This is a genomic window from Microbispora sp. ATCC PTA-5024 (assembly GCF_000511135.2).
GTDB lineage: Bacteria > Actinomycetota > Actinomycetes > Streptosporangiales > Streptosporangiaceae > Microbispora > Microbispora corallina.
Genome location: NZ_KI866524.1, coordinates 288700 through 300476, shown reverse-complemented (window position 1 = coordinate 300476; position 11777 = coordinate 288700). Strand labels below are relative to the sequence as shown.

General features: G+C 75.5%; 11 protein-coding genes. 3 read left to right on the top strand and 8 right to left on the bottom strand.

The genetic code is table 11. The annotated features are described in order from the left end of the window. Positions 1–248: 248 nt before the first annotated feature. From MPTA5024_RS22105 to MPTA5024_RS22095, 3 genes are read right to left on the bottom strand one after another with little or no spacing between them, the layout of a single operon-like run. Positions 249–1031, bottom strand: a complete 783-nt coding sequence (locus tag MPTA5024_RS22105) for a PhzF family phenazine biosynthesis protein (protein WP_036327579.1) — start codon at positions 1029–1031, stop codon at positions 249–251. Positions 1032–1063: 32 nt separating this feature from the next. Then, a complete protein-coding gene (locus MPTA5024_RS22100; protein WP_036327571.1) occupies positions 1064–2161 on the bottom strand; it encodes an acetate/propionate family kinase in 1098 nt (365 codons plus the stop codon). A gap of 40 nt (positions 2162–2201) precedes the next feature. Continuing rightward, complete coding sequence (locus MPTA5024_RS22095; protein ID WP_036327568.1) at positions 2202–2975, bottom strand: class I SAM-dependent methyltransferase; 774 nt, start codon at positions 2973–2975, stop codon at positions 2202–2204. A 97-nt stretch (positions 2976–3072) separates the two neighbouring features. Between MPTA5024_RS22095 and MPTA5024_RS22090 the strand changes: the two genes are divergently transcribed. After that, positions 3073–3609, top strand: coding sequence for a CGNR zinc finger domain-containing protein (locus MPTA5024_RS22090; protein WP_332310629.1), 537 nt, complete (start codon positions 3073–3075; stop codon positions 3607–3609). 46 nt (positions 3610–3655) lie between these two features. On the opposite strand, the gene MPTA5024_RS22085 is transcribed toward MPTA5024_RS22090, so the two are convergent. After that, positions 3656–4384 carry a PP2C family protein-serine/threonine phosphatase gene (locus tag MPTA5024_RS22085; protein ID WP_036327566.1) on the bottom strand — a complete coding sequence of 243 codons (729 nt, stop codon included), beginning with the start codon at positions 4382–4384 and terminating at the stop codon, positions 3656–3658. Between the two features lie 59 nt (positions 4385–4443). Between MPTA5024_RS22085 and MPTA5024_RS22080 the strand changes: the two genes are divergently transcribed. Both MPTA5024_RS22080 and MPTA5024_RS22075 read left to right on the top strand, forming a co-directional pair. Next, positions 4444–6360, top strand: coding sequence for an HsdM family class I SAM-dependent methyltransferase (locus MPTA5024_RS22080; RefSeq protein ID WP_036327565.1), 1917 nt, complete (start codon positions 4444–4446; stop codon positions 6358–6360). A gap of 40 nt (positions 6361–6400) precedes the next feature. Next, positions 6401–7291, top strand: coding sequence for a serine/threonine-protein kinase (locus MPTA5024_RS22075; protein WP_036327563.1), 891 nt, complete (start codon positions 6401–6403; stop codon positions 7289–7291). Positions 7292–7300: 9 nt separating this feature from the next. On the opposite strand, the gene MPTA5024_RS22070 is transcribed toward MPTA5024_RS22075, so the two are convergent. From MPTA5024_RS22070 to MPTA5024_RS42450, 4 genes are all read right to left on the bottom strand, one after another. Beyond that, on the bottom strand, positions 7301–8350 hold the full coding sequence (locus tag MPTA5024_RS22070; RefSeq protein ID WP_232326593.1) for a DUF2293 domain-containing protein: 1050 nt from the start codon (positions 8348–8350) through the stop codon (positions 7301–7303). Positions 8351–8365: 15 nt separating this feature from the next. Further along, the gene (gene rodA / locus MPTA5024_RS22065) at positions 8366–9523 is read right to left on the bottom strand and encodes a rod shape-determining protein RodA (RefSeq protein ID WP_036327556.1); all 1158 of its coding nucleotides are present in this window, start codon (positions 9521–9523) and stop codon (positions 8366–8368) included. Continuing rightward, positions 9520–11547: a penicillin-binding protein 2 gene (gene mrdA / locus MPTA5024_RS22060; RefSeq protein ID WP_198167326.1), complete on the bottom strand. Its 2028-nt coding sequence runs from the start codon at positions 11545–11547 to the stop codon at positions 9520–9522. Before mrdA ends, rodA begins: the two co-directional genes overlap by 4 nt. Continuing rightward, a partial coding sequence (locus tag MPTA5024_RS42450; protein WP_198167325.1) for a hypothetical protein occupies positions 11540–11777 on the bottom strand: 238 nt, incomplete at its 5' end. The genes MPTA5024_RS42450 and mrdA, both read right to left, overlap by 8 nt.

Below are 11777 nucleotides of genomic sequence, written 5' to 3'. Positions count from 1 at the left end.
CGCCCTGCTGGCCGCCCTCGCGCCGTACCGGATCACCGACGCGGACGTGTCCGCCTGGCGGGACGCGGCGAGGGGGGACGACGCGGACCTCGTGCGGCTGCTGGCGTTCGGGGCCGTCACGGCCGTCGACCGCATCGAGGCCGCGCTCGCCCCCACCGTCCCCGCCTGAGGCGGCGAGACGACGACGCCCACCATCCCTCCGCGTGAGGCGGCGCCGCGACGACGAGCGGGCGGCGGGCCGCGCGGGCTCAGACCTGCAGCTCGCCGGACCAGACGGTCACGGCGTGGCCGGCCAGCTCGACCCGGTCGCCGCGCAGGGTGGTGCGCACCGTGCCGCCGCGCTCGGAGACCTGCGCGCCGACGAGCGCGTCGCGGCCGAGCCGTCCCGACCAGTACGGCGACAGCACACAGTGGGCCGATCCCGTCACCGGGTCCTCGGGGACGCCCACCCGCGGGGCGAAGAAGCGGGACACGAAGTCGGCGGTCCCGTCGCCCGGGGCGGTGACGATCACACCTCGGGCGTCGACCGCGGTGAGCCGCTCGACGTCCGGCCGCAGCGCGCGCACCACGTCGGCCGACTCGACCTCGGCGAGGACGTCGAACCGGCTGCGGCCCACCCAGACGGGCGTGACCCCGAGGGCCTCCGCCAGGCCGTCCGGAGCCTCGGTCTTCTCGGGCGGCGCGGCCGGGAAGTCCATCGCGATGAGGTCGTCGCCGGACTGCTCGGTGGCGAGGACGCCGCTCTTCGTCGCGAACTCCAGCCGGCCCCGGGCGCCAAGGGAGTACAGCACGTGCGCGGTGGCCAGCGTCGCGTGCCCGCACAGCGCCACCTCGACGGCGGGGGTGAACCAGCGCAGCGCGTACGGCCCGCCGTCGCCGCCGTCCGCCACGAAGGCGGTCTCCGAGTGCCGCATCTCGGCCGCGACCGCCTGCATCCACTCGTCGGGCACGGGGTTGTCGAGCAGGCAGACACCGGCCGGGTTGCCCCTGAAGGGTTTGTCGGTGAAGGAGTCGACGGTGAAGACGCGCATGTCCCCGGATTGTACGGCGGCCGGTGGGGCGGTCAGCGGGGCAGCAGGGTCAGGGCGTCCCGCGCGACCTGGAGCTCCTCGCGAGGACGGACGACCAGGACCGGCACCCGGGCGTCCGGGGGACTCACCACGGCGTCCTCGTCCACGTCCCACCGCGCGGGCGGCTCGACGCCCAGCACGGCGAGGCGGCGGCACACGTCGTCGCGCACTTCGGGCTGGTCCCAGCCGATCTCGCCGGTGAAGACCAGTGCGTCGAGCCGGTCGAGGTTCGAGGCGGCGGCCGCGACCTCCCGGGCCACCCGGTGCGCGAACACCTCCAGCGCCAGCGCCGCCGCCTCCTCCTTCGACGCGACCAGGTCGCGCGTGTCGCCGGACAGCCCGTCCGACAGCCCGAGCAGGCCCGAGGCATGCTCCAGGCCGTCGCGGAGCTCGTCGAGCGTGAGGCGGCCGCCCGCCAGCAGCCACAGCAGCATCCCGGGGTCGACGCTGCCCGACCGCTTGCTCATCGGCACGCCTTCGAGCGGGGTGAGGCCCATCGAGGTGTCCACGCTGCGGCCGTCCCGGACGGCGCAGACCGAGCAGCCGCCGCCGAGGTGGGTGAGCACGAGCTGGAGGTCCTCCGCGGGACGGCCGAGCATCTCCCGGGCCCGCCCGGCGGCCCATTCGTACGAGAGCCCGTGGAAGCCGTACCTGCGCAGCCCCCACCGGCGGCGCCACTCCGCGGGCACGGGGTAGGTGGCGGCGGCGCGGGGCAGTCCCGCGTGGAACGCGGTGTCCGGGCAGAGCACGTGCGGGACGGACGGCAGCGCGCGCCGGGCCGCCTCGACGAGCGCGAGGGCCGGCGGCACGTGCAGCGGGGCCAGGTCGGCGTACCGGTGGACGGCCTCGATCACGCCGTCGTCGGCCACGGTCGGCGTCACAACGGCGTCGCCTCCGTGAACCAGGCGGTGGCCGACGATCGCCACCTCGGCGTCGCCCGCCCCGGCCAGGAAGTCCGCCACCGTCCGCTCGGCGGCCGACGGGTCGGGGCTGCGCTCGCTGTGCTCGGTCCGCAGCACGCGGCCGTCCCTGACCAGGTGGAGCTGGAGGCTCGACGAGCCCGCGTTGACCGTGAGCACGACCGGTGTCATAGCCGTCCGAGTCCCCCGGAGATCCCGCCGCAAACGCGGTTCAGGGGCGGACGGCGCACAGCAGGCGGTCGTGGCCGCGCTGCCAGAGCGTGCCGATCTCGCCGAAGCCGGCGTCGCGGAGCGCGCCGACGTGGGTCGACAGGTGACCCGACTCCGATCCGTGGTGCCCGGCGGCGGCCGTCCTCCCGCCGCGCGCCCGCGTCAGATCGGCGAGCGCGGGGTCCGCGGTGACCGCGTCCCACCACTGCCGCCAGTCCTCGGGACGGCCCTGCGCGAACCGCCGCCGCTCCTCCCTCTCGTGGACGGCGACCTCCAGCCTCGCCAGGGTCGGCGTCGCGTCGCCGGAGATCAGGTGGTCGCCGTTCAGGAACAGGCCGCCGGGCCGCAGGACGGTCGCCAGCTCGCCGTACATGCGCCGCAGCTCGGGCTCGGGCAGCCAGTGCAGCGCGGTCGTGCTCACGGCGGCGTCGGCCGGCCGGTCGAGCCCGAGCGCGCCGCTCCAGCCGGGCGCGCGCAGGTCGAGGTCGGCGAAGCGCAGGTTCTCCAGACGGCCGTACGCGGCCCGGCCCAGCGCGAGCAGCAGCGGGTCGGTGTCGACCGCGACGACGGTCGCGCGGGGCAGCCGGTCGAGCAGGCGGGCCGACAGCGAGCCGGGGCCGCAGCCGAGGTCGATCACGAGGGGGTCCGGCCGGCCGACTCCGGCCTCCACGGCGTCGATCAGGGCGGTGAAGCGCTCCTCCCGGTCCGGCAGGTAGCCCTCCTGCTGGCGATCCCACCGCTCGACCCATTCCCGGGCCACGTCGTACGTCGGCATGACGCCTCCTGTAACTGTCACATATGCTTTCGCCAGTCACAACATAAGCAGTGAGGGTGTAACTGGTCAAGTGAACTTCAACAGTCACAATGATGCGGTGGTGGCGATCGCCGTCGATCTGGTGAACGCCCTGACACCAGGGGAGGCCCGGGGCCGGCCGTACGAGCCGCCCCAGGGCGCGGAGCTGACGGAAGCCGTCGCCCAGGCCCTCGGGGACCGGTGGGCGCGGCGGGTCACGGCCAGGGAGGCGGGAGAGCTCGCCCAGGTGGCGGTGGCCCTGCGGGGGGTCTTCGAGGCGTCCGGCAGGGGCGACGTGGACGCGGCCGCCCACCTGGTGAACGGCCTGCTGGCCGAGACCGACGCCCGGCCGCACCTCGACCGGCACGACGGCGAGCCGTGGCACCTGCACTACCACGGCACCGGGGGCACGCTCGCGGGCGACTACGCCGCGAGCTGCGCCACCGGTCTGGCCGTGGTGCTCGGCGGCGAGCTGCACGACCGTCTCGGCGTGTGCACGGCGCCGCACTGCGACCGGGTGTACGTCGACACCTCGCGCAACGGCACCCGCCGCTTCTGCTCGACCGCCTGCCAGAACCGGGTGAAGACGGCCGCCTTCCGGGCCAGGAACGCCTAGGCGGGCGGGTCGGGGACGGCGGGACGAAGGGCCGCGCGAGGAGCGCTCAGGCGGGCTCGACGTCGGCGACGACGCAGCTGATGTTGTCCGGGCCGCCGCCCTCGTTGGCCAGGTCGATGAGCCGCCGCACGGCGTCCTCCGGCTCGGCGACCGTGCTCAGCACGTGGTGCAGGGTCTCCGGCTCCAGGACGGCGGTCAGGCCGTCCGAGCACAGCAGGTAGCGGTCGCCGGGGTGGGCGTCGCGCAGCGAGAGGTCGGGCTCGGCGAACCCGCTCGTCTCCAGGGCGCGCAGCAGCAGCGAGCGGTTGGGGTGCCGGGCCGCCTGGTCGGGGCTCATCCGGCCGTCGTCCACGAGCGACTGCACCAGCGTGTGGTCGCGGGTGATCTGGTAGAGGGCTCCGTCCCGCAGCATGTACGCCCGCGAGTCGCCGACGTGCGCCACCGCGAACCTGGTCGACCCGTCCCACAGCATCGCCGTGACGGTGGTGCCCATCCGCTCCAGCGAGGGGTCCTGCTCGGCCAGGTCGCTCAACCTCTGCCCCGCCTGCTGGACCGCGGTGTCGAGGGCCGCCACCGGGTCCTCCGGCATCGGCCCCTCCTCCAAGGCCGCCAGCGCGGCGATGACGGCCGCGCTGGCCACCTCGCCGTGGCCGTGCCCGCCCATCCCGTCGGCGATGGCGAGCAGGCGCTCGCCCGCGTGCAGCGAGTCCTCGTTCTTGGCGCGCGTGCGCCCCACATCGGAGCCGGCGGCGTAGCGAATGCGGTTGTGCGTCATGCTTTTGAGTAAACCATTGGTTGAGTGACTTCACAAGCATCGGTGCTACGCTGACTCCCATGAGCCAGGACGCCACAGTGAACGCGGGCGACATCGCCCGGCTCGCCGACGTCGGCAGGGCGGCGGTGAGCAACTGGCGCCGCCGGTACGAGGACTTCCCCCAGCCGGTGGGCGGCACCGCCTCCAGCCCGCTCTTCTCCCTGCCCGAGGTCGAGGCGTGGCTGCGCAGGAACGGCAAGTCGTACGAGGTCTCCCTCGGGGACCGGGTGTGGCAGCGGCTCCGCGGCGCGGCCGGCGACCTGCGCCTGGGCGAGGCTCTGGGCCGCGTGGGGGCGTTCCTGCTCTACCTGCGCCGCGACCCCGAGGGCTGGGAGCGGCTGTCCCGGACCGCCGACCCGGCCGCGCGGCTGCCGGAGGCGGTGGCCGCGGCGACAGCGGACCTCCCCGAGACCCCGGCCGAGCCGGCCGACCCCGACCTGCTCCGCCTCGTCGCGACGATGGCGGCCCGTGAGGGGGAGGCCGAGACGTTCGAGTTCCTCTGCGAGCGGTACGTCGAGGTTCACAGCCGCCGTCTGTCCCTCACCCGCGCCGACGCCGCCGAGCTGATGACGCGGCTCGCCTGCGAGGGGGCCGGTTCCGTCCTCGACCCCGCGTGCGGCCTCGGCACCCTGCTCCTGGCCGCGCCGGGCGGCCGGCTGCTCGGACAGGACGCGGGGGAGGAGGCCGCGATGCTCGCCGCGCTGCGCCTGCTGCTGCGCGGCCGGGACGCCGCCGTCGTGCCGGGGGACGCCCTGCGGCACGACGGGTTCCCCGGCGTGCAGGCCGACGCGGTCGTGTGCGACCCGCCGTTCAACGAGCGGGCCTGGGGGCACGAGGAGCTGGTCGGCGACCCCCGCTGGCAGTACGGCACGCCGCCGCGGGGGGAGCCGGAGCTGGCCTGGGTGCAGCACTGCCTCGCGCACGTCCGGCCCGGCGGCCTGGTCGCGATCCTGATGCCGGCCGCCGCCGCGAGCCGCCGGCCCGGCCGGCGCATCCGATCCAACCTCCTGCGGGCCGGCGCGCTGCGGGCCGTCGTCACGCTGCCGTCCGGCGGGCCCGACCTGTGGCTGCTGCGGCGTCCCGAGCCGGGGGAGCGGCGGCCCGCGGCCGTCCTCGTGGCCGACGCGTCCGGCGGGCCGGAGGTCGCCGAGGCCGCCTGGCGGGCGTACCTGGCGGGCGCCCCGCAGCCGCCCGCGAGCCGGGCCGTCCCCATCATCGACGTCCTCGACGACGAGGTGGACGTCAGCCCGGCCCGTCACCTGTCGCCGCGCAGCGACGCCCGCGGCTACCCGGCGGCCCTCGACCGGTTCCGGGAGGCGTCCGCCGCGCTGGCCGCGGCGCCGCCCGACCTGGAGGTGCTCGCCGAGGGCGCGGCGGACTGGGACGCGCCGGTCATCACGATCGCCGAACTGGCCAAGGCGGGCCTGCTCGCCGTCCGCCACTCCACGCTGCGCGCGCTCCCCGAGGAGGACACGGAGGACGGGGCGGGCGTGCCCGTCCTCACGGCCGACGACCTGCTGTCCGGCGGCCCGCCCACCGCCCGCGCGACCGGCGCGGGCGGCGAGGTGACCGTGCGCCCCGGCGACGTGGTGGCGTCCGGGGTCACCGCACGGGTCGCGCGGGCGGACGGGGCGGTGCTCGGCCCGCAGCTCAGCCTGTTCCGGGCCGACCCCGGCCACCTCGACCCCGACTTCCTGGCCGGGTTCCTCCGCTTCGCCCTCGGCGGGGGCCGGCCCCACCTCGGGTCGAGCCGGGTGGACGTCCGCCGGGTCCGCGTGCCGCGCCTTCCCCTGCCCGCCCAGCGTGCGTACGGCGCGGCCTTCCGGCGGCTGCTCGCCCTTGAGGACGGGCTGCGCGAGGCCTCCGCCGCGGGCGAGGAGCTCGCCCGGGTCGGCGTCGAAGGCCTGATCGACGGACGTCTTCGCCCTCGTGGATGAAGGTGTAACTTTTTCCCCGGAAGGTCGACGGGAGGGGCGCATGGTCATCGGCGACCGGTATGAGCTGGACGACCTCCCCTTGGGCCAGGGCGGCATGGGCGCGGTCTACGGCGGGCACGACCGGCGCCTCGACCGCAAGGTGGCCGTGAAGTTCCTCCGGTTTCCCGACGGCCCCGACGAGGAGCTGGAGCGCCGGTTCATCCGCGAGGCGCGCATCCTCGCCCGGCTGGAGCACCCGGGCGCGCCGGTCCTGTACGACTTCGGCACCTACGAGCAGCGGCTGTTCCAGGTCATGCAGTTCATCGAGGGTGTGACGGTCGCCGACCTGCTCAGCGAGCACGGGCCGCTCCCGGTGCCGTGGGCGGCCGCCATCGCCGCCCAGGCGTGCGCCGTGCTGACCGCGGCCCACGAGCTGTCGATCTGTCACCGGGACCTCAAGCCGACCAACCTCATGCTCTGCCCGGACGGCAGCGTCAAGGTGCTCGACTTCGGGCTCGCCATGCTGCGGGAGGCCGACGTCGCCCAGTTCACCCGGGTGGGCCAGATCCTCGGCACCCCGGCGTACATGTCGCCCGAGCAGATCCAGCGCGGCGTGGCCGACCCGAAGAGCGACCTGTACGCCCTCGGGTGCGTGCTGCACGAGATGCTGACCGGCCGGCAGCTGTTCACCGGGCCGACCGAGTACGCCGTCTTCGACAAGCAGGTGAAGGAGCGGCCCCCGCGGGTGCCCGGCGTGCCGGCAGCCCTCGACGGGCTCGTCGCGCAACTGCTGGAGAAGGAGCCCCGCGACCGTCCCGCCGACGCGTACGAGCTCTACGAACGGCTGCAGCCGTTCGCCGTCGACCTGCCGATGCTGCCCGGGTTCCTCAACCCGCCGTCCGTTCCGAGCCCGGGCCGCATGTACGCCCGCATGGTGGGCCGCGTCCGCTGACGCGCCCGGTCAGGGGCGGCCGCGCCAGGCGGCGAGGACCTCCTCGACACGGGGGCGGATGCGGTCCCGTGCGGTCATCCGCGGCACGCCGGACATCAGCAGCGTGTCGTACTCGGTGTCGAGGTGCCGCACGCTCGCGACGACGGCCAGCGTCACGGCGCCCTCGTCGAGCGCGCGGGCGGCGGCCGTGCGGCCCACCCGCCCGCTGCCGCGCTCGGCCGCGTGCTCCGCGATCGCGGCGGCCCTGCCCGCGGGGCAGCGGGGGAACAGGCGGACGATCTCGGCGGCCATCCGCTCCCGGAACTCGGCGTCCTGACCCTCCCGCCGCTCCCGGTCGCGTTCGCGGCGGCGCAGCCGGACCTCCTCGTCGGCGAGGCACCGCTCCTCGGCCAGCGCCAGCGCGGTCTCCTCCACGAGGACGCCGAGCCGCTCGTACCGCTTGCGCCTGCGGTTGTACCGCACCACGACGGCCGACAGCCCGCTCTCCTTCTTGGCCCGCCGGCTGAGCGCGGCGTTCCCGGCCGGCAGCAGGTGCAGGTGGTCCATGTCCGCGCAGGTCAGGCAGTGGGGCCGGTCGTCCTCCATGATGAGGTACGGCCCGGCGCCGCCGCACCCGGCGCAGGTCCAGGGCTCCAGGGGCGCGACCACGACGAGGTCGGGGGCCCGGTCGAGCCGCTCGGCCAGCTGCCGCCGGCGGCTCTCGCTCAGCTCGGGGGAGACCCAGTGCACGCGGAACCGGCGCTCCAGCTCGTCGTCGCCGGCCGTCGTGAAGCGCAGCGGGCGGCCGTCCCTGCTCGCGGCCCGGTAGGCCGTCTCGCTCGGCAGCAGCCCGCGTTCCGCGGCCCACTCGCCGAGGTGCGCGACGGCCTCGGCCATCCTCGCCTCGTCCACGGCGGCCAGCCGTTCGAGGCTGTCGACGCGGCCCTGCCTCCAGGCGTCCACGTGGCGGCCGTGCAGCCACCGCAGGCCGGTGAGGACGTCGATCGCGGTCACGTACCGGCGGGTCCCGAGGGCGATCTCCGCCGCCTGGGCCACCCGGCCGCCGAGCTTGCTGCGCACGGGCACCAGCCTGCCCTACGCGGACGCGGTCCGCCTGCCGACCGCGGCCAGCAGTCCCACGGCCGCGAACGCGGAGATGGTGGCGGACCCCCCGTACGACACGAACGGGAGGGGCAGCCCGGCGATCGGCAGCAGGCCCATGGTCATCCCGACGTTGACGAACGTCTGGAACGCCAGCCAGCACACCACCCCGCCCGCCAGCACGGTACCGAACGGCGAGGGGCTGCGGCCCGCGATCCGCAGTCCCCGCCACAGCAGCAGGAGCATCAGCACGATCACGCAGGCGGCGCCGGCGAACCCGAGCTCCTCGCCGGCCACGGTGAAGATGAAGTCGGTGTGCTGTTCCGGCACGAAGTGCCCGGCCGTCTGCTCGCCGTGGAACAGCCCCTTGCCCAGCACGCCGCCCGAGCCGATGGCGATCCGCGCCTGGGTCGCGTTGTAGCCCACGCCCAGCGGGTCGGCGTCCGGGTCGGCGAGCACCATCAGGCGCTGGAGCTGGTAGGGCCGGATCAGGTCGAGCCGCCACACGAGCAGCACCGCGGCCGCGGCGGAGGCCGCGAGACCCGCGAACCAGCGGACGGGGACCCCGGCGACCAGCAGCATCCCGCCCGTCACCGCGGCGAACACGAGCATCGTCCCGAAGTCGGGCTGCAGCATGATCAGGCCGATCGGCACGGCCGCCAGCCCGAGCGCGAGCAGCACGGCCCCCGCTCCCGGCCGCCGCTCGCCGTCCCTGAGCTCGCCGAGCGCCGCCGCCACCGCGAGGACCGTCCCGACCTTGGCGAACTCCGACGGCTGGAACTGCAGGCCGGAGCCGAGCACGATCCAGGCGTGCGAGCCGTTGACCGTCCGGCCCAGCGGCGTCAGCACCGCGACCAGCCCCGCCAGGCCGCCCAGGTAGAACACCGGCACGTACGCGCGCAGGAGGCGAAGGTCGCACCGCGACAGCAGCCACATCAGCGCGAACCCCAGGCCCACGCTGAGCGCCTGGCGCTGCAGGAGGGTGGACCCGGGCTCGTTCCTGGTGGCCGACAACACCAGCAGCAGCCCGATGCCCGACAGGGCCGCCGCCGGGAGCACGACCCCCCAGGCCGCGAACGCGCCCCGGGCCCTCTGCCGCGGGCGCGACCTGAGCCGGGCGGGCGACAGCCGTACGGGGAGGAACGTCGTCATCGGGCACCACCCGCCGGCTTGTGCTTCGTGTGCTTCGTGTGCTTCCGGTGCTTCGTGTGCTTCGTGTGCGCCGCGTGCTTCTTCTTCGGGGAGAGGTGGTAGATGCCCTCCCAGATCTTCCGCGCCGCCGGAGCCGCGGTGCTCGCCCCCATGCCGCCCTGCGACACCACTACGACCACCACGTACTTGGGGTGCCCGGCCGGGGCGAACGACGCGAACCAGGACGTGTCCTGCCTGCCGTACGCCTCGGCCGTGCCGGTCTTGCCGGCCACCGAGAGCCGTTTGAACGGGAAGCCCTTGAAGGCGGCCGCGGCCGTGCCGGTGCGGGGGACGCCGGCGAGGGAGTCGCGGATGTACCGAAGGGTCTTCGCCGAGACGTCGACGTGCCCCACGACCGGCGGAGTGATCGTGCGCGCCACCGAGCCGTCCGGGCGCACGACGGCCTTGGCGACGCGCGGGCTGATCACCCGGCCGCCGTTGGCCAGCGCGGCGTACCCCCGGGCCAGCTGGAGCGGGGTCACCAGGACGTCGCCCTGCCCGATGGCGAAGTTGGCCGCGTCCCCGGCCCACCACACGCCGCCGTCGCGGCAGTTCTCCGCCGCGAGCCGCTTGAGGTAGGCCGCCCGCTTGCGGTCCGGGACGTCCGGATAGCCCGTCTTGGCCCGGCGGCAGGTGTCGGTCCGGCCGCGCTCCCAGGTGGCCTTCTTCCAGGCGCGGTCCGGGACCCGGCCGGCCGCCTCGTTCGGCAGGTCGATCCCGGTGCGGACGCCGAAGCCGAACTGCCTGGCCATGGCCTGCATGGGGTCCTTCGGGTGCCGCACCGGTTTCAGCCCGCCGTCGCGTCTCCACATCCTGTCGGCGAAGCGGTAGAAGATCGTGTCGCACGACACCACAAGGGCCCGGCGCATGTTCATGCGGCCGAGCGCGATGCCGTCGAAGTTGTGGAACGCCCGGCCGCCCACCTTGTACGACCCCGGGCAGTCGTAGGTGGCGCCCAGCTTGTAGCCCGCCTTCGCGGCGGCGGCCGTCGAGGTCACCTTCCACGTCGAGCCGGGCGCCCACTGCCCGAGCACGGCGCTGGAGACCAGCGGCAGCGACTCGTAGTCGCGCTGCGAGATGCCGCCGGTCCACACGCCCGGGTCGTACGTGGGGTAGTCGGCCAGCGCGGCCACGCGCCCGGTGCGGGCCTCCAGCACGACGGCGGCGCCGGCGTCGGCCGGCTCCCCGCGCCTGCGCGCCGAGGCGACGGCGCCCGCCAGCGCCTTCTCCGCCACCCGCTGGATCCGCGCGTCGATGCTCGTGACCAGGCTGTCGCCGGGCTCCGCCGCCTGCTCGCGCAGCAGGCCGGTCACCGTGCCCGTACTGTCGACCGCCACCTCGCGCACGCCGCTGCGGCCCGCCAGCTCGCGGTCGTACTCCGCCTCCAGCCCGTCGCGGCCGACGAGCTCGGGGCCGCCCGGCGGGTCGTCCGGCGACGGCGGCTGGAGGTAGCCGAGCAGGTGGGCCCCGGCCGTGCCGAGCGGGTAGGTCCGGACCGGGCGCAGCGCCGTGCTCACTCCGGGGAACTCCTCCTGCCGCTCGGCGATCGACAGCGCCGTCCGCGCGCTCACGTCGTCCGCCACGACGATCGGCTGGTACGGCGAGCCGGGCCAGCAGGGCCGCGGGACGTCGCGGGCGCACAGCCGCGCGCGGTCGGCGATCTCCTGGTACGGCCGGCCCAGGGCCTGCGCGAGCCGCGTCAGCACCGCCCGTCCTCCGTCGGGCTGGTGGATGAGCGCCATGTAGTCCACCGACACCTGCGGCTTGGTCTGGTTGGCCACCAGCGGCTCGCCGTGGACGTCGAGGATCTCTCCCCGGACCGGAGGCAGCGCCACGGTCCGCACGCGCGACTCGGTGGCCGCCCTGGCGTAGTCGGGTCCTGTCGTGACCTGAAGGAACCACAGGCGGCCGAGCAGCGTCACCATGAGCGCGGTCACCACGACGTACAGCACCGCGAGCCGCCCCCGGTGCGCGCTCCTACGCACGGTGCCCCCGGGGGTGGGGCGAGCGGAGCGCGGAACGCGACACGGGCCCGCCGAACCGCCTCCTGCGGGTGACGGGCGCCAGTGCGGAGACCATCCCGGCGACCACGGCCGCGCCCGCCGCCGTCCAGGCGAGGACGCCGGGCAGGACAGCGGCGGTGGCCGCCCACGCCTCGTCGCCGAGCGCGAGCCCGAGCGCCGCGTCGAGCAGGGTCGCGCCGGCGGCCGCCCCC

Coding starts and splice junctions, on each gene's coding strand:
- MPTA5024_RS22105 (WP_036327579.1), bottom strand. CDS start 1,031: ATGCGCGTCTTCACCGTCGACTCCTTCACCGACAAACCCTTCAGGGGC.
- MPTA5024_RS22100 (WP_036327571.1), bottom strand. CDS start 2,161: ATGACACCGGTCGTGCTCACGGTCAACGCGGGCTCGTCGAGCCTCCAG.
- MPTA5024_RS22095 (WP_036327568.1), bottom strand. CDS start 2,975: ATGCCGACGTACGACGTGGCCCGGGAATGGGTCGAGCGGTGGGATCGC.
- MPTA5024_RS22085 (WP_036327566.1), bottom strand. CDS start 4,384: ATGACGCACAACCGCATTCGCTACGCCGCCGGCTCCGATGTGGGGCGC.
- MPTA5024_RS22080 (WP_036327565.1), top strand. CDS start 4,444: ATGAGCCAGGACGCCACAGTGAACGCGGGCGACATCGCCCGGCTCGCC.
- MPTA5024_RS22075 (WP_036327563.1), top strand. CDS start 6,401: ATGGTCATCGGCGACCGGTATGAGCTGGACGACCTCCCCTTGGGCCAG.
- rodA (WP_036327556.1), bottom strand. CDS start 9,523: ATGACGACGTTCCTCCCCGTACGGCTGTCGCCCGCCCGGCTCAGGTCG.